Source organism: Aquibacillus albus (genome assembly GCF_016908325.1).
Taxonomy (GTDB): Bacteria; Bacillota; Bacilli; order Bacillales; family Amphibacillaceae; genus Aquibacillus_A; species Aquibacillus_A albus.
Window position 1 is genome coordinate 36180 of sequence record NZ_JAFBDR010000025.1, and the last position, 18132, is coordinate 54311.

The 18132-nt window shown below is 36.0% G+C and carries 13 protein-coding genes; 12 read left to right on the forward strand and 1 reads right to left on the reverse strand.

The features are described from left to right. The first annotated feature begins 222 nt into the window (after positions 1–222). The 9 genes from JOC48_RS17430 (at position 223) to JOC48_RS17470 (ending at position 12901) form a co-directional block, all read left to right on the forward strand. Entirely contained in the window at positions 223–1233 is a 1011-nt protein-coding gene (locus JOC48_RS17430; protein ID WP_204501697.1) for a Gfo/Idh/MocA family protein, read from the forward strand. Continuing rightward, a complete protein-coding gene (locus JOC48_RS17435) occupies positions 1230–2162 on the forward strand; it encodes an aldo/keto reductase (protein WP_204501698.1) in 933 nt (310 codons plus the stop codon). Before JOC48_RS17430 ends, JOC48_RS17435 begins: the two co-directional genes overlap by 4 nt. 718 nt (positions 2163–2880) lie before the next feature. Continuing rightward, complete coding sequence (locus JOC48_RS17440; RefSeq protein WP_204501699.1) at positions 2881–3918, forward strand: substrate-binding domain-containing protein; 1038 nt, start codon at positions 2881–2883, stop codon at positions 3916–3918. Further along, positions 3919–5682: a sensor histidine kinase gene (locus tag JOC48_RS17445; RefSeq protein ID WP_204501700.1), complete on the forward strand. Its 1764-nt coding sequence runs from the start codon at positions 3919–3921 to the stop codon at positions 5680–5682. Positions 5683–5693: 11 nt separating this feature from the next. Beyond that, entirely contained in the window at positions 5694–7322 is a 1629-nt protein-coding gene (locus JOC48_RS17450; protein ID WP_204501701.1) for a response regulator, read from the forward strand. A gap of 361 nt (positions 7323–7683) precedes the next feature. Beyond that, entirely contained in the window at positions 7684–8760 is a 1077-nt protein-coding gene (gene xylF, locus JOC48_RS17455) for a D-xylose ABC transporter substrate-binding protein (RefSeq protein ID WP_204501702.1), read from the forward strand. An 86-nt stretch (positions 8761–8846) separates the two neighbouring features. Beyond that, positions 8847–10385, forward strand: coding sequence for a xylose ABC transporter ATP-binding protein (locus JOC48_RS17460; RefSeq protein WP_204501703.1), 1539 nt, complete (start codon positions 8847–8849; stop codon positions 10383–10385). Continuing rightward, a complete protein-coding gene (locus tag JOC48_RS17465; RefSeq protein WP_204501704.1) occupies positions 10366–11532 on the forward strand; it encodes a sugar ABC transporter permease in 1167 nt (388 codons plus the stop codon). Before JOC48_RS17460 ends, JOC48_RS17465 begins: the two co-directional genes overlap by 20 nt. A 457-nt stretch (positions 11533–11989) precedes the next feature. After that, positions 11990–12901 carry a phosphotransferase gene (locus JOC48_RS17470; RefSeq protein ID WP_204501705.1) on the forward strand — a complete coding sequence of 304 codons (912 nt, stop codon included), beginning with the start codon at positions 11990–11992 and terminating at the stop codon, positions 12899–12901. A gap of 312 nt (positions 12902–13213) precedes the next feature. Here the strand turns inward: JOC48_RS17470 and JOC48_RS17475 are convergent, their stop codons facing one another. Further along, positions 13214–13954 carry an IclR family transcriptional regulator gene (locus tag JOC48_RS17475; RefSeq protein WP_204501706.1) on the reverse strand — a complete coding sequence of 247 codons (741 nt, stop codon included), beginning with the start codon at positions 13952–13954 and terminating at the stop codon, positions 13214–13216. Between the two features lie 536 nt (positions 13955–14490). Between JOC48_RS17475 and JOC48_RS17480 the strand changes: the two genes are divergently transcribed. The 3 genes from JOC48_RS17480 to JOC48_RS17490 all read left to right on the forward strand — a co-directional run bounded on the left by JOC48_RS17480 (position 14491) and on the right by JOC48_RS17490 (position 18083). Continuing rightward, positions 14491–16137, forward strand: coding sequence for an ABC transporter substrate-binding protein (locus tag JOC48_RS17480; protein WP_204501707.1), 1647 nt, complete (start codon positions 14491–14493; stop codon positions 16135–16137). Between the two features lie 66 nt (positions 16138–16203). Next, entirely contained in the window at positions 16204–17148 is a 945-nt protein-coding gene (locus JOC48_RS17485; RefSeq protein WP_204501708.1) for an ABC transporter permease, read from the forward strand. A 17-nt stretch (positions 17149–17165) separates the two neighbouring features. After that, positions 17166–18083 carry an ABC transporter permease gene (locus JOC48_RS17490; protein ID WP_204501709.1) on the forward strand — a complete coding sequence of 306 codons (918 nt, stop codon included), beginning with the start codon at positions 17166–17168 and terminating at the stop codon, positions 18081–18083. The last annotated feature ends 49 nt before the right edge of the window (positions 18084–18132 follow it).

Here is an 18132-nt window from a genome sequence, read left to right on the forward strand (position 1 = left end):
ACCTGTTCTCCCCATAAATCCCAGTTACCTTAATAGTGGAAAGAACGCAAATTATGCCGGTATACAATAAACCAATTCTTCATCGATAAATTTCGGGCCGTCATTGTGACATAAGCTGAAAATTTTGATAAAATATAAATATACAACTTTTTTAAATAAATTAACAAAGTTGGTCTTTGATCTTTTTATAGGTCACATGTTTAATTGAAGGAGGAATTATGTATGACTGAAAAGAAGGTACGCTGGGGGATTATGAGCACTGCAAATATCGGAAAGCGTTCTGTTATCCCAGGAATTCAAGAATCTAAGCGAAATGAAGTTGTGGCCGTTGCTAGTCGATCATTAGAGAACGCTCAAAAGTTCGCAGAGGAGTTAGGTATTCCAAAGGCATATGGAAGCTATGAAGATTTAATAAATGACAATGAAGTTGATAGCGTTTACATTCCACTCCCAAATCATTTACATAAGGTGTGGGCAATCAAAGCCGCTGCGGCAGGAAAGCATGTATTATGTGAAAAGCCTATCGCACTTGATGAAGCTGAAGCGAGAGAAATCGTAGAAGCGTGTCAAAAAGCAGGTGTGGTATTAGCGGAAGCTTTTATGTACCGTCATCAACAAAGGTATGAGGATATTAAAGAAAGAATTAAAAATGGTGATATTGGTGAAGTGCGTGGGCTTCATGGTGTTTTCACTTTCAATAATGCAAAAGATTACAGTAATATTCGCTATACAAAGGAGTGGGGTGGTGGATCGATCTATGATGTAGGCTGTTATCCGATTAGTGCTGCCAGGTTCATTTTGGGTGAAGAACCAACAGCAGTCACAACTCATGCATTTTTTTCTCCGGATCATGGCGATGTCGACATGATGGCTTCTGGTTTAATGGAATTCTCAAATGGAGTCGCATTAACCTTTGACTGCGCGATGTGGGCGGAATTCCGAAATAAACTCGAAATTCTAGGCTCCGATGGAAGAATTGTACTTCATAACGCTTTTCTGGGTGATGAAACCTATGAAATTATGAAAGGTGGTCAAACAGAAGTTGTTAAGGGTGAAAATATTAATCCGTACGCTTTACAAGCAGATAGTTTTGCAGAAAGTGTACTTGATGGAAAACCAACTAAGTTTTCATATGACGACATTATCAATAATATGAGAGCAGTAAAAGGTGCACTCGATGCTGCTGAAAAGCAGGAAAGAATAATTTTAAAGGAATGGAGTGAATTTTCATGAAAAGTATAAAGGTCAACAATATTGAAAAATCTATTTCAAGTCTTGTAATGGGTTCTGACTATTTCAAACCCGATATTATGGAAAAAGTAACAGAGGTATTAAACAACTACATGGAAATTGGCGGAAATACAATTGATACTGCATATATTTATGCTGGGGGGAAAAGTGAAGAAGCCATCGGAATTTGGATGGAAGAAAATAAGCGTCGTGACGATGTTATTATTTTAACAAAAGGTGGTCATCCAAACCACGAGGGACCTCAAATAAATAAGGAGGCAATTGATAGAGAGCTTTCCATTAGCCTTGATCGACTTCGTACTGATTACGTAGAATTGTATGCACTTCACAGAGATGATCCGAATGTCCCAGTAGGTGAAATACTAGAAATTCTAAATTCTCATGTTGAAGCTGGGCGTATTGGTGCATTCGGAGGCTCAAATTGGTCCATAGAAAGATTACAAGAAGCCAATGATTATGCGGAAAAGAATGGTTTAGTAGGTTTTTCCTTCAACAGTCCGAACCTTAGCTTAGCAAAAGCGCAAGAGCCGTATTGGCCTGGCTGTGTTTCCGTAGATGATTCGATACTTTCATGGCATGAGAGAAATAATATGCCCCTGTTCTCGTGGTCATCCCAAGCTCGTGGATTCTTTACCGGGCGTTTTACTCCTGAAGATCGATCTAATGAAGATTTAGTACGAGTATTTTACAATGATGAAAACTGGGAACGCTATCATAGAGCAGAACAGCTTGCTAAGGAAAAAGGCGTGGAAACGATTCAAATTAGTCTTGCATATGTATTGAATCAATCGTTCCCAACAGGTGCAATCATCGGTCCACAAAACAGTAACGAAATGAAATCTTGTAGAGAGGCAGCTGACATCACTTTAACAGAAGAAGAAATTAAGTGGTTGGATTTACGAACGAAATAGTTTACAGAAAATAAACGTTTAACCGTATGATTCCATCTCTGACCAACCGGCTAATTAAATAACAATAGGAAACTAACAGGGCAGGTACTGCAAAAAGAATTGTTCATTTGTGATACTTGCCCCTTTACCTTTTCCAACATTAAAAATGATAGATGACGAATTTAATACCGCCACTTAAAATTTCCTCTTTTCATCATATCCTCTTCACTCACATTATTGGAAGCTAAACGTATAAAAGAGGGCAGGCATTCTGTGTGGACATTTGTCTACGAGGAGTATCTGATTCTACCGTGCCCTTTTGTCAATCTATATTTTTGCTTCTCAAATAATTTCGGGTCTTCCCTGTAACATAAGCTTAGAAAAAATCTGTTGGCTGGAGCCTTCAGACAGTTTCCGATTATTTACGCACATTCCTTATACTATACAACTTTTTTTGTTGCCATGTATAATAGAATAGAGTCGAAAGTTAGCAGAAAAGCTCGAGTAAATAGTAGAATTCAATTACTGTTTTGTTCAATGCTGGATTCGAAAAATAGAACGATACCTGCAGTTCTTGCTTTGGTATAAAACTATTATCTAAATGGGCAAGGAAAAATGTCCCCATACTCCATTTTATTTGTTAATAATATTACCGCTTACATAAAGTGTGTACGTTATTAATTAAATAGATTACTAGGTTTTCATTCCTGTATAATTTACTATTTTTAGGAGGATAAATATGAACCGAAAAATAGGTTTTCTGTTCGTGTGTTTAATTTTGATCCTAGTTGCATGTGAAAATAGAAGTACTAATAGTATTAGGATTTCAAAGGAAAGTGCGACAGAAACTATGATTGATGCCGACCAGTCGTTACAAAGTGATGGTACGGTTATTGCATATGTCCCAAAATCACTTGATAATCCGGTTTTCCTTGAAACAAAGGAAGAAGCGGAAAGAGAGAGTTTAAACTTAGACGTCAAGATAGAATGGGTGGCACCAATGGTAGCAAACAGTAAAGGACAGGAACAGATTTTTGAAGCTTTAATTCAAAGAAATGTGGATGGAATTATTATCAGCGTAATAGACACAGAAAGAATGACATCATTGATTAACAAAGCTGTGAGCAAAGGTATTAAAGTGGCAACTTTTGATTCCGATGCACCATCTAGCAATCGGGCTTTTTACGTCGGTACAGATAATTATAAATTAGGGCAAGCGAGTGGAGAAGCCCTCCTAAAAACAGTGAAAGAGAAAAATATGGACAAACATCCCCTCGAATTAATGGTTATGACAGGAACGAAAGAAAGTGAAAATCTGGAACAAAGAATCCAAGGCTTTAAAGATGCTACAGCATCCTTAGATATACATATTGTTGATGTCATAGAGTCCTATGATGACATTAACATTGCTTCAGAATTGTTGGAAAACTATGTGAAAGAGAATCCTGATTTTGATTTATTTTTTAGCACGGGAGGCTGGCCGTTTTTTGCACCTCCGGACGGAATGCTGGCCTACAAGAAATGGAAGGCAAATGGCGGTATTGCTGTAAGTGTAGATACATTTTATCCGATTGTATCTGCAGCAAATGAAGGTCTTGTTGATGCCTTAGTAGGTCAAAACTTTCAGGAAATGGGTCGTCTTAGTTTGAAGTACATGTATCAATTGATTAACGGAGAAGATTTAGACAAACAGAAGTTCTATACTCAAATGGAATATGGTAACCCTGATAATTTTGACGAGTTGTTAAAAAATAAAAATCCATGGGAGATAAAATAGATGAGAAAAAGGTTTAAGTGGATTGACTGGTACAGCATACGAACAAAAATGATTGTTTGCTTCTTAGTGATAAGTATCATTCCATTGTTTATCCTAGGCTACCTTTCCTATCAATATTATATCAATGATTTGCAAAGCAGTGTTAATTCTTATACAAGTGAAGTGATAGAACGTGTGGATAAAAATATAGAAACATATATTTTGGATGTAGATAATATCTTAAATAATTTTGATGATTATTACACCATTCAATACTTACGATTAGATGAAGCAGGAGATATTGAAGGCATTCGCAAATATACGGTTCGTTTGTGGGAAACGATTCAGTCTATCAAGAAAATGAAATCCGATTTAGTCGATATTAGAATTATTTCACAAACTGGTCAGACCATTAGCTCTCAAGGTATTTACTGGACCAATATCGATAATTCTTTTTATTCAAACATCTTAGAAGCCAAAGAAGATAGGCATTTTGTGGTGAAATTTCCTTATCGAGATGAATTTAACCGCAATGTGTTTACGATTGGCAAAAAAATTACTTCCTCACGATTAAGCGCTCCAGCCATTATATGTGTAGATATTGATGTTAGCTTTTTGAATCGCATTGGTAATGACATTAAACTAGGAGAAAGAGGTTACGTGTATTTTACAGACGGAGCGGGAGAAACTAATTATTTTCCAGTTGATACAAATAATCCTGAGTCCCTGAAAGTGTTAATCAAGGATGACAAAATTCTTAATAAAGCTAAGGGGTCCATTGCAGAGGAGATTAATGGGGATAACTATCTCGTTAATTTTAAGCAATCGGAAGTTACAGGTTGGAATATTGTCGGTGTTACCTATGCCAACGAAATAAAAGCGGATTTTAGTAAAATCAGTAAGCTCACATTGTTAATAGGTGCAGGGTGTTTACTTGTTGTGGTGCTCATCAGTGTCTATTTAACAAATATATTAACAAATCCACTGCGAGACTTGCGTAAAGTAATGACACAGTTTGCCGATGATAATTTGAATATCCGTGCACAAGTAAAAACGAAAGATGAAATAGGACAACTGGCAGAGAACTTTAACTATATGCAGAACAGAATAAAAAGCTTGGTTCAGAAAACAATGGATGACCAGGTGAAAATTCGCAAAATGGAAAAGAAGGCACTACAAGAGTTAATCAAGCCTCATTTTATTTATAATACATTAGATTCGATTATTGGCTTATTGGAACAGAATAAAACAGAAGAGGCGTTAGATTTGATTGAAGCTCTAGGAATGTTTTTTCGAACGTCTTTAAGTCATGGAAAAGATGTTATACGCTTACGTACTGAATTAGAACATGTTCAAAATTACTTTGAAATTCAAAAATTTCGCTTTTTTAATAAATTTGATTCCAGTATGGAAGTAGATGATGACATCCTAAACTATGAGACTGTCAAATTAATTTTGCAGCCAATTGTCGAAAATGCAATCTATCATGGGGTTCGGTTTATAGATCACAAGGGGATCATAACGGTTAAGGGGTATGAGCAAAACGGACTTATGATATTAGAGGTCATTGATAACGGTGCAGGGATGACAGCTGAGAAGGTGAAACACATAAATGATGTACTGGCAGGAAAAGAAAAGCTAAAGGATGAGAACGATTATTTTGGTATCCGAAATGTGAACGAACGGATTAAATTGACGTACGGAGACGAGTATGGGGTTAAGTTTGCAAGCGAACTTAACAAAGGAACGCGTGTAACGCTAACCTTGCCTATCATAGAAAATTAGGGGAGGATTTTATGTTTAATATACTTGTTGTTGAAGATGAGGACATGATTCGTCATAAAGTATTAAACAATATTGATTGGTATAGCAACGGATTTCAACAAGTGTTTGAAGCGGAAAATGGTTCAGAGGCATTAAACATCATGGAATCGAACAAAATCGATATTCTGATCACAGACATTAAAATGCCTTTCATGGATGGTATAGAATTAACAAAATATGTCAAAGAATGTTATCCTAATATAAAAGTAATTATTATTTCGGGCCATGCAGATTTTGACTATGCACGGAAGTCGATTACCTTAAATGTTAGTCACTACATTTTAAAACCTTTTCAGTCTAAAAATCTTTTAAAGCTTGTAAATGAAGTAAAGGAAGAGTTGATTCGTGATCTAGGCGAGCAAGAAGATGTTGAAAAAATGAGAAGGCAATTGAGACAAAATAAACAGTCCTTAAGAGAGAGGCTAATAGAAAACCTGTTAACCAACTCGTTTGTGGGAAATCTAGCTAATGATCTAGAATACGTCGAAATGGATCATCTAAAGGGACGTTCCTTTTTCGTTGCCGTGATAAACATCGATGAAATGCAGGAGGTAATAAGGGGCAAGGAGGAAGAAGAAAAGTATATTTATAATCTATCCATCTATGAATGGATTTGTAAGATGATTCAATCCGAATGGGGAGAAGACGACAGTAACGATCGAATTGAAAAAGGATATATACTTAATTATAAAATTGATCAGATTGTGTTGATTTCATTTGAAAATCCGAAGATAATTACGCCTGTTTTAGAGGAAATAATTGGTACAGCATTAAAGGAAAAGGGATACTCGCTGACGGTTGGTATTGGAAACATCTATACTCATCTGTTTGATTTGTGCGTGTCGTACAGAGAAGCGAGCTCGGCAGCTACGCTAAGTCGAATTCACGGGCCGTGTGTGTTATATTCTTTTCGTGACATCAGTTTTGACCAAACACAATATAGCAAACAATTACAAAGAATTGTCGATCACAAGATTTATAATAACATAAAAGTAGGGGCCTTTGATGAGGTAAAGCAAGACATTGCAGATCTCTTGGCAGAGCTTAAGGCTTCAGGCATCGATTTTGATGCCGTATCGACTGTTATCAACAATTTCATTCTGATGTCATGCAAGACGGTAAATGAGCTGGGATACAACGTGAAAGATATTTTTGGTGAAGATGGTCTTTCGGTGTATTTGCAAAAAGATGCAAATCTAACTTATAAAGACTTAGAAGGTCGATTATACGCTTTTTACACAGAAGTTCATGAATTTATTGCATCGAAACGCAGCAATCGTACAGAAAAGCTGGTTGCAGAAATAAAAACTTATATGGATGAAAACTATGGTGATAATATTACCCTAACAAGCTTGTCTCATAAATTAAATATCAGCCCTAGCTATTTAAGTGTATTATTCCGTGAGTTTGTATCGCAAAACTTTAGCGATTATTTAACGAATATTCGCATTCAAAAAGCTAAAGAGTTGTTAAAAAATACGGACTTGCGAATTAATGAAATTGCAGCTAAGATTGGATATAGGGATGCTTATTACTTCAGCTCTGTATTTAAAAAGGTTATTGGTATGAAACCGACGCAATACCGTGAATACTTAAATTAATCATTTTGTACGACTAACTATTCCACCGTCTACAGCAAACGTGTAGATTCGATGGAATATTTTTTTTGAAAAGAAATTCTAAAATGTGCTATGTGTACAGCTAAAGTCTCTGCTTCAGTACTTCTAACTATTTATTGAAAACACTTCACCGAGGATCATCCTAATTTTTTTACAAGTAACTAGTATTGGAAACAAAGTAGTTGTCTTCCTTTGGTTGCGTTTACGTTTTTTTGAAAATTATAAAAATATTAAAGGATTATAAAATATTTTCCATTTCTTATTAGCTTATTAAGTTTTACCATAATCTGTGTAAGCGCTATATTTATTTTTTAACATTAAAAACGAAGGGAGATTTATATCAATGAATCGTGTAAAAGGAATTTTATCAATTTTATTTGTTGTATCACTTATATTTATGGCTGCATGTGGCCAGGCAGCAAACAATGGCTCAAATGATAGCGATAACAGTGATGATGGAATTAAAATCGGTCTGTCTGTATCAGACTTAACATTAGAGCGCTGGCAGCATGACCGCGACTTCTTTGTAGATAAGGCGGAAGAATTAGGTGCTGAGGTGTTAGTTCAATCTGCAGATGGGGAAGATGAAAAGCAATTATCGCAAATTGAAAATATGCTTTCTCAAGGTATTGATGTGCTTGTTATTATTGCAAACAACTCTGACGCATTAACTCCAGTCGTTGAACAGGCAAATCGAGAAGATGTTCCTGTTGTTGCTTATGACCGTTTAATCAACAATGCAGACATTGATGCATACGTTTCTTTTGATAATGAACGCGTTGGTGAAATGCAAGCAGAATATTTAGTAGAAAAAGTGCCAGCAGGTAAGTACTTCCTTTTAGGTGGAGCTCCAACCGACAACAATGCACATATGTTTAGGGATGGACAAATGAATGTGTTACAACCACTTATCGACAGTGGTGATATTGAAGTTGTTGGTGACCAATGGGCTGATGGTTGGTCTGCAGAAAACGCTTTGAGTATTATTGAAAACGCATTGACAGCAAACGATAACAACATTGATGCAATCGTGGCATCCAATGATTCTACTGCTGGTGGCGCCATTCAAGCATTAGCTGCACAAAATCTTGCTGGTGAAGTTGCAGTTTCTGGTCAAGATGCAGACATAGCTGCTGTTCAACGAATTGCAGAAGGCACCCAATCGATGACAGTCTATAAACCTATTAAAGATATTGCTAGAAAGAATGCGGAAGTAGCTGTACAGTTAGCAAACGGAGAAGAAGTGGATGCTTCTAGTACCGTTAACAATGGGTTGGAAGATGTTCCATTCATCAAGCTTGATCCAATCAAAGTTGATAAAAGTAACTTAGTGGATACTGTCATTACAGATGGATTCCATTCTTATGAAGATGTTTACAAAAATATTCCAGAAGATGAACGTCCTGAAAAACCAGAATAATAGCATCAACTATGACTTGTTAAATAAATAATACGGGGGGCTTGTCCCCCCATTTTTGAATTTCAACTGTAGGGGGATTAAAAACCATGAAGACCTATGCACTTCAAATGGAAGGTATAACGAAAGAGTTCCCAGGTGTAAAGGCATTAGATGACGTGACATTTTCAGTCCGTAAAGGAGAAATCCATGCTTTATGCGGAGAAAATGGCGCGGGTAAATCTACCCTTATGAAAGTGTTAAGCGGGGTATATCCTTCTGGAACCTATAGTGGACGAATTGTGATAAATGGAAAAGAGGTTCATTTTAAAGATATTAAAGAGTCTCAAGATGCTGGTGTAGCAATCATTTATCAGGAATTAGCATTAGTTCCGGAAATGACAGTTGCCGAAAATATTTTTTTAAGTAGTGACTTAATGCGTAAAAAAATCATTGATTGGAATGAATTATACGCCCAAGCTCAGTACTGGCTGGATCAAATCGGCTTGTCTATTGATCCACAAACGAAGCTAGGAGAATTAACCGTAGGGAAACAACAGTTAATTGAGATTATAAAAGCATTAACGAAAAAAGCAGAAATATTAATACTAGATGAGCCTACTGCCGCCTTAACAGAAAGCGATGTGGAAATTCTCATTTCATTGCTTAAAGACTTACGTGCAAAAGGGGTAACCTGTATTTATATTTCGCATAAACTCGGTGAGGTTATAACATTAGCAGATTCAGTTACGATTCTAAGAGATGGGCAAACCGTCAGCACAGATTCAATTGAAGAATTAACAGAGGATAAAATTGTGACGAAAATGGTAGGAAGAACGTTAACGGAGTTGTTCCCGTACGAGAAGCATGATATTGGTGACCCGATTTTAGAGGTTAAGAATTATTCGTTTCATCATGGCGGAATAAATGAAACAGTTGCGAAGGAGGTCTCTTTCTCCCTGAGTAAAGGGGAAATACTAGGTGTCTCCGGATTGATGGGGGCAGGAAGAACGGAATTATTTATTAGTCTGTTTGGGGGATATCCTGGCAAGAAATCTGGGGAAGTCATTATCGATGGGAAAACGGTTGATATTAAAAAGCCCTCTGAAGCAATTCAGGCAGGATTGGCTTATGTTTCTGAAGATCGTAAGCGTTATGGACTAGTGTTGGGAATGGAAATTACAAAAAACTCCACACTCGCTGCACTACAAAAAGTAATGCCCAAAGGCTTGATCGATACGGAAATAGAAATGAAAAATGCGGGAGAATTGACAAGTAGGATGAATTTAAAAGCTCACAGCTTAGAGGCAAAAGTCAGCCAATTAAGTGGCGGCAACCAACAAAAAGTTGTGTTAAGCAAATGGTTGTTCACCAATCCGAAAGTATTAATCTTGGATGAGCCGACAAGAGGAATTGACGTCGGTGCCAAATACGAGATTTATAAAATAATCAATGAATTGTCTCAGCAAGGAGTCGGGATTGTGATGATTTCTTCTGAGTTACCTGAGGTACTAGGAGTGTCCGATCGAGTGATTGTTATGTCAGAGGGGACTATAACGGGTGAACTAACGAGAGAAGAGGCAACACAAGAAAAAATTATGAAGTATGCAACCGCAGGGAGGGATAAAAATGAGTCAAACATCATTTGAAACTCAAACACAAAATTCAAATAGACCGAAGTTAAATTTTAACTTTAATGTTCAATCCTATACATTGATTATTGCATTAGTCTTAATAGCCCTTATATTTGGTATTCTTACAAAAGGAGAATTTTTATCTCCACGTAACCTATCCAATCTATTTACGCAAATGTCCGTAATTTCTGTTTTGGCTATTGGTATGACATTAGTAATTGTTGCTGGTCATATTGATCTTTCTGTCGGGTCATTAGCTGGTTTAACTGGCGGAATCGCAGCTATCTTACAAGTGTGGTTTGGATGGGATACTTTCTGGGTTGTATTAGCTGCCATTTTAGTCGGTGCTTTGTTAGGATTTTGGCAAGGTTGGTGGGTGGCCTATCGGGCAGTTCCTGCATTCATTGTTACTTTAGGTGGAATGCTTATTTTCCGAGGCATCTTAATTGGTGTAAGTCAGGGGAAAACAGTCGCACCTTTACAAGACAGCTTTAAGATTATTGCCAACAGTTTCTTACCGTACAGCGTAGGTTATATTATCGCAATTATAGGGATTTTTCTATTGTTTTTCTCGACCTGGAAAAAACGCAGCAAAAGAAATCAAATTGGTTTACAGACCGCATCCGCATTTATTGATTATGGTAAAGTCACAGCTTATTCTGTTGCTATTTTTGTAGTTTCCTTTATGTTAAACCTTTATTACGGCTTCCCATTACCAATGGTTATTGTATTGGTTCTTGGTGGATTATTTATCTTTATTTCCATGAAAACATCATTTGGTCGATATGTATATGCTATTGGTGGAAATCAAGAAGCAGCTGCGTTATCTGGTATCAATATTAAGAAAAATACGTTGTCTGTCTTTGTATTAATGGGTGCATTAGCAGGCGGTGCCGGTGTTCTTCTAACAAGCAGATTAAATGCCGCAACCGTAAGTGCTGGTGAAATGTATGAATTAGATGCAATTGCGGCTTGTGTAATTGGCGGGACTAGCTTAATGGGTGGAAAAGGAAGCATTGTAGGTGCCATTATTGGTGCATTGATTATGGCAAGTATCGATAATGGTATGAGTATGATGAACATTCAAACATTCTGGCAGTTTATTGTTAAAGGCCTCATCCTCATATTCGCAGTATGGATTGATATTTCAAGTAAAACTTAATAATGTAGCCTTCCCATAGCGACTCAGTAGAATAATTATAAAAGCCTAGATCATGTGATTTGGGCTTTTAATTTTTAGTCGGTTGACTACTCCATTTAATTAATGACGATGTTTGTTTTTATAATTTTTAATGAAATTTATTCGTGCAAGTAGCTTTAAACATGAAATAAGGCAAGTGGCAAAAATAATGAAGAAATGTTAGAAGAAGACGTGACCACGTCGTCGGTGAACATTATGCGAAATAAGAATTCTTCAGACACTGCAAATTAATTTTGCTGCTTTATCCAACCCCTCATCGACAAATTTCGGGTCGTATCTGTAACGTAAGAGCCTTGCTCCACCTTCTGTATCAATCATTTGCTACGATTTAGGATTGCGGGTTAAACTAAACCTTACATCAAACTAGCCCAGAGAGTAATAGCTTTTATTCCCTCCCGTGCTTAAGAAGAGGTGAGAAATGATGCAGCATCCATGGTCTCCTGAGATCGTAATTACCGAAGAAAGTGCGGCTCAGATCATTGAAAAACAGTTCCCAGAGCTTAAACCTATTAACATCAATGTAATGGGTAAGGGATTTGATAATGCTACTTTTCTAGTAAATAATCAATATGTCTTTCGATTTCCTGTAAGAAAAAAAGCATCTAAGTTAATTGAAATAGAGAATAGGCTACTTCCTATTGTTTCCGAATTGGTGCCAGTAACTATCCCATTACCACGTTATTTTGGTAAGACAAATGGAGATTATCCATGGTCATTTGGTGGATATAAAATCTTAAAAGGTAATAATCCTACTAGCCTTACACCAAACCAACGTTTCCTATCAGTTGAAGTGTTGGCTCAATTTTTAAGAACACTACATTGTTTTCCTATTCAAGACGCAGAGAAGCTTGTTCCTTATGATCAAATGGATCGAATGAATATTGAGAAAAGAAAGCAAATGCTTGAATCCCAAATTGAAAAAGCAAAGCAATTCGGTTTCATACAGGGGAAGATAGCAAGTCAGTTAGAAGAAATTTTTTTAAATATAGATAATCCAACCGATAGTATCCCTAAAACACTGGTCCATGGCGATTTGCATTTCCGAAATTTACTTGTAAATAAATCTGGGAAAATCACAAGTGTTATAGATTGGGGAGACAGTCATATTGGTCATCCCGCTATAGATTTATCCGTTGTTTATAGCTTCCTTCCTAAAGAAGCCAGAACTACATTTTTTAAACTATACGGGAATGTCCATCAAGAAACAAAAAGGATAGCCCAGTTTAAAGCGATTGAAACTACTATCTTTCATCTACTATTCGCATATGAACTTAAGGATTACAAACTAGTAGAAGAATGTAAATTAACTTTGTTTTTAATACTAAATTAGTTGTCACTTTAAATTCGAATTAGTAAAAAAACAAATTTCGGGCTGTCACTGTGACATAAACGGTGATACAACTCACACCTCATCTCTAGTAAGTTCGATAAATTAATAGAGGGAGGAAATCATCATGGCGAAGGGAATTTAACGACATGAATCATTAAACCGCTCGCATGGTTCTTAGAAGGGAGTGAAGCACAATCTAACCTATATATGTTAGAGAGGCTTCCTCCTACTCGAACCATAAATAGATAATTGACCGAATGAAGTGCCAGACCCCTTTTTAAAAAATAAACTCTATAATTAATCGAAAAAACATTATTTTACTGGGTTATAACCTAAAGTATGGGAAATATTTTTTGCTGACTCTATAATCTTTTCAACGATTAAATCTTTGTTTTTTTCTTCATAATGATGAATTGGGATGGCGCAAATAATACTACCCACAACTTTTTGAGTGGCGTCAAAAATAGGTGCACCAAAACCAAGAGCACTTTTTAATCGTTCACTTCTAGTCATTGCATAACCTTGCTCCTTTATCTCCGTCAATTCTTTAAGCGTTTCAATGCGTTGATCTTCGGTGAGTCCTTCATGATCGAAAACTGATTCAATCTCACTGTTATCTAAAAAAGCTAAAATTGCTTTCCCACTTGCTGCAATATGAATTGGCTGCAATATTCCAAGTTCTAGAACGTATTGAAGTGCATGCTTACTTTGACTTCCGTAAATAAAAGATAATCTTTTATGTTGTGGAAAATATTGAGCTAAATATACTGATTCATCTACATCTGTGGACAACAGCTCCAAATGAGGTTTTGCCAAGTTTTTAATATCTATTTGTGAATATACAATCGATGAAAGACGAAACATCTCCGGACCTAATTTATATTTTCCGGTATCAGTTACTTCAAGTATGCCATCTTCTCTTAAGATCTTTAATATACGATGTAATGTACTAGCAGGGAGATTTAAATTCCTTGATAATTCGTTAACGCCCCATAAGGGCTGAATTTCTGTAAACGCCTTCAACACGGTCAGTGTTTTTTCAATAACATTCATACAACAATCAGTCCTTGATAAAGTGTAATAAAAATCCTCGTAACTCATATTATATCATTAAACATAGATATATATTTCTAACATTGTATCATAGTAATCGTGATGTAATTAATTAAATATAGAGAATTTTCTAATTATTTTTGGTTTTCTCTTGAAATAAGTTTGGGATTATATTAATCTATAGTTAATTTCAATTTTCTAATGGTCATTACGACCATATATTTTTTGTTCCAAATATGGAATGGTATTCATCATAGTGGAATGATTTTTGTTTTTTAATAGGAATGTCATTCAATTATACGGAATGAATTGAGCCTGTAAGTATTTTTGAAACCGATTTCTTATCGGATAATTATTAATAGGGAGGGGGGAGTCAAATCTACATTTTTAATACATTAATTAAAATATGTCCTGTCTTGATTATGTTTGGTAGAAGTCCACCTTATGAAATCTTTGGGTTGCTATTCTTTTAAGATAAGAGAATAAACAGGGTCAGTGGAATTTAGAAATTATTAATAAATAAAGGGAGTGCAGTAATGTTTAAGTACAAAAAAGTATTATTTTCAACTTTTCTTTTAAGTTTTTTAGGATTTTTTATTATCTTAGCAGGCTGTAGTTCTAATTCCTCCACAGAAAATACAACAGATTCAGATAACTCTACAGAAAATATTTCAGATGATTCGTCTAATAATTCATCCAATTCATCAAATTCATCAGAAAGCACCTCATCCGATAAATATGGTGGTACATTAAACATCAATATTGCCTCTGGAATGACTAATTTAGGTTTTCCAGCAGAACAAACATCGTCTGTTCCAAGACTTTTTGTTGATCCAGTTTTACAATCTTTAGCCAGATATGATAAAGAAGGTAAGTTAAGTCCTTTACTCGCTACTAGTTGGGAAACAGATGCAGAAGCAATGACAATAACATATGAATTAAGAGAAGGAGTACAGTTTCACGACGGTACCGACTTCAATGCAGAAACTGCAAAATGGAATATTGAAAAATATATAGAGGTACAACGTCCTGAAACAGCAAGTATTGATTCCATGGAAGTATTAGATGATCATACACTGAAATTAAATCTAAAGGAATGGAATAGTAGCGCCTTGGACTCAATATCATTTTTTGTTCAAATGATTTCACCTACAGCTTATGAAGAAAATGGGAAAGAGTGGGCAATCGGTAATCCAGTTGGAACAGGGCCATTTGTTTTTGATAATTGGGAGCGAAGCGTGTCTATATCATATGTAAGAAATGAGGATTATTGGGAAGAAGGAAAACCATATCTTGATAAAATTGTTATGAGTCAAATGATGGATGAAATGACAGCGGTTTCATCGCTTAGGGCAGGAGAAATCGATGGAATGGATATTGATGATTCAAACTTAATAAAAGAATTGGATGCTTCAGGAAACTTTAATTTAGTTTTACATGATAACGGTATTGGATCAGTAGGCCAAGGGCTAATTGGTAATAGTTCAGATCCGGACTCTCCATTCTCTAATGTAAAAGTAAGAAAGGCACTAGGGTATGCTATAGATGTTGAAGCATTAAACAAAACGATTAACCAAGGTTACGCGGTAGCCACAAATCAGTGGGGGGTACCTGGATCATTTGCGTATAATCCTGATGTAAAGGGATATCCATACAACCCGGAAAAGGCAAAGGAACTGTTAAAAGAGGCAGGATATCCCAATGGATTTTCTACTAAATTTTACAGTGAACCTAAACACGCAAATACTTCTGCAGCAATTCAAAATTATTTGGCACAGGTAGGAATTGATGTAGAAGTTGTTACAACAGATTCAGCTAAAATTCAAGAATTCTATGGATCTACTTGGGATGGATTAATTTACTGGTGGCATACAGCACAGGGGGATTTACCATTATACATGGGTAGGCATTTAAATAGAGATGCAGTGTTCTATGCAGGAGGAATGATTCATCCTGAAAAAGTATTAAACCTATTAAATGAAGCTAAATTAGCAAAAGATCGAGATGAAAAACAAAGAATATCATATGAAATTCAAAAATCAGTCTTTGATGAGTATGCAATTGGACTTCCAATGTTTATCCCATCAGCAGTCTTTGCTAAGAATCCTAATGTTCATGACGATGGTTTCCATAAGACAAACTTAAGTAGTTGGACACCAGAGAATGCTTGGATAGAAGAATAGGCAATAACTATAAAGGGGGTTTCCCCCTTTATAGTTATAAAAGGTTCTAAAAAGGAGATTGTGCAAATGACTTCATTTATTATTCAAAGGCTTTTACAAACCATAGTTGTTTTATTTCTTGTAACCATAATGGTATTTACGGTAATGCATATGGTTCCTGGAAATCCTATTCTAGTATTACTGGGACCAAGTGCAACAAAAGAGCAAATTGCACTTTATACAGCGCAATTTGGTCTAGATAAGCCTGTACTAGTTCAGTATTTTAGTTGGGTAAGTAATGTTCTCCAAGGTGACTTTGGAGAATCTATTATCTTTCGCCAAGATATTGGTGAGTTAATAGCTACACGACTACCCATTACGGTTTTTGTAGGAGGATTGGCATATATCATTTCCGTTGTGACAGGAATGACGGCAGGTGTAATTGCTGCTGTTAAACGGGGTGGGTTTATTGACTCCTTAATTACAATTACTGCAAATCTTGGTATGGCAACTCCTATATTCTGGCTTGGTATTCTTGGTATATATTTATTTAGTCTTCAATTGGGGTGGTTACCCGTTCAAGGATTTACTTGGTTAACAGTAGATTTATCAAAGGGTATTAAACAACTTATAATGCCAGTTTTATTACTTTCAACCGTTCCCTTAGCGATGATTACAAGACAAACAAGATCTGCAATGCTTGAGGTAATTCAGCAAGATTATATTAGAACAGGTAGGTCAAAAGGATTAAAAGAGAAGGTAATAATTATAAAACATGCTTTAAGGAATGCTTTAATTCCTGTTATAACTTTACTCGGGATACAACTAGGGAACCTTGTCGGAGGCTCAGTATTGGTTGAACAAGTATTTAATATACCTGGAATGGGAACATTGCTTGTTCAGTCTATGCTTCAAAAGGATTTTCTAATTGTTCAAAGTTGTGTCCTTATTATTGCTACTGTTGTAGCACTTTGTAACTTAGCGGTTGATATTGCTTACGGTTTCATCGATCCTAGAATTCGGTACAAATGATTTGAGGAGTGATTAGCATGGAGACAGGTACTGCTAAGGTAATTGATAAAAAAGTATATACTTCACCTGCAGCAGCGGTTCCACCAAAAAGAAGTAGTGTAAAGCGTTTTTTGAAAGTATTTTTGGCAAGAAAAGTAGTAGTTTTTAGTTTGTTTGTTTTATTGAGTTTAGTTTTTGTTGCGATATTCGCTCCCTTAGTTGCACCGTATGATCCTTACTATCAAGATTTGACCAAATCTCTTCAAAAGCCATCAATGGAACATCTTTTAGGGACAGATATGCTTGGACGTGATGTGTTGAGCAGAATAATATATGGATCAAGAGTGTCCATAGCAGTTGGAATTGTCTCAGTTATTATAGCAGGTGGAATAGGTATGATTTTAGGATTGATAGCTGGTTATTTTGGTGGATTTATAGATTCAATAATTATGCGGTTTATGGATGCAATGATGGCTATACCAATGATTATACTCGCTTTATTTATTGGTTCAGCTTTAGGTGGGGGACTAGACAGTGTGATGATTTCTCTGGGGATTGCACTTGTACCTTCTTATGCCAGGCTAACTAGAGGTCAAGTTTTGTCAGTAAAAGAAAGTGATTATGTTTTAGCTGGAACGATAAGCGGTACTAGCAATTTTAAAAATATGTTTGTACATGTACTACCTAATAGTTTGTCACCAATAATTGTTCTGGTCACGATGAATTTAGGGATTGCAATTCTTGCAGAGGCTGCACTCAGTTTCTTGGGGATGGGAATCAACCCCCCTGGAGCAGCTTGGGGAGCTATGGTAAATGAAGGTTACAAATATTTAATGTCACAACCTGTACTCTCAATTGCTCCGGGTATAGCAATCATTATTGTTGTTTTGTCATTTAATATAGTCGGTGATGCGTTAAGAGATGCACTAGATCCTCGGTTAAGAGGGAGAATCTAAATAGAATAATAAGTTTATTATTTTCATGGTTAAAGGAGGCTATCCAAAC

What these genes read in the sequence shown, in the direction of transcription:
- JOC48_RS17490 (WP_204501709.1), top strand. Translation starts at nt 17,166, where the DNA reads ATGGAGACAGGTACTGCTAAGGTAATTGATAAAAAAGTATATACTTCA.
- JOC48_RS17485 (WP_204501708.1), top strand. Translation starts at nt 16,204, where the DNA reads ATGACTTCATTTATTATTCAAAGGCTTTTACAAACCATAGTTGTTTTA.
- JOC48_RS17460 (WP_204501703.1), top strand. Translation starts at nt 8,847, where the DNA reads ATGAAGACCTATGCACTTCAAATGGAAGGTATAACGAAAGAGTTCCCA.
- JOC48_RS17450 (WP_204501701.1), top strand. Translation starts at nt 5,694, where the DNA reads ATGTTTAATATACTTGTTGTTGAAGATGAGGACATGATTCGTCATAAA.
- xylF (WP_204501702.1), top strand. Translation starts at nt 7,684, where the DNA reads ATGAATCGTGTAAAAGGAATTTTATCAATTTTATTTGTTGTATCACTT.
- JOC48_RS17470 (WP_204501705.1), top strand. Translation starts at nt 11,990, where the DNA reads ATGATGCAGCATCCATGGTCTCCTGAGATCGTAATTACCGAAGAAAGT.
- JOC48_RS17445 (WP_204501700.1), top strand. Translation starts at nt 3,919, where the DNA reads ATGAGAAAAAGGTTTAAGTGGATTGACTGGTACAGCATACGAACAAAA.
- JOC48_RS17435 (WP_204501698.1), top strand. Translation starts at nt 1,230, where the DNA reads ATGAAAAGTATAAAGGTCAACAATATTGAAAAATCTATTTCAAGTCTT.
- JOC48_RS17430 (WP_204501697.1), top strand. Translation starts at nt 223, where the DNA reads ATGACTGAAAAGAAGGTACGCTGGGGGATTATGAGCACTGCAAATATC.
- JOC48_RS17440 (WP_204501699.1), top strand. Translation starts at nt 2,881, where the DNA reads ATGAACCGAAAAATAGGTTTTCTGTTCGTGTGTTTAATTTTGATCCTA.
- JOC48_RS17475 (WP_204501706.1), bottom strand. Translation starts at nt 13,954, where the DNA reads ATGAATGTTATTGAAAAAACACTGACCGTGTTGAAGGCGTTTACAGAA.
- JOC48_RS17465 (WP_204501704.1), top strand. Translation starts at nt 10,366, where the DNA reads ATGAGTCAAACATCATTTGAAACTCAAACACAAAATTCAAATAGACCG.
- JOC48_RS17480 (WP_204501707.1), top strand. Translation starts at nt 14,491, where the DNA reads ATGTTTAAGTACAAAAAAGTATTATTTTCAACTTTTCTTTTAAGTTTT.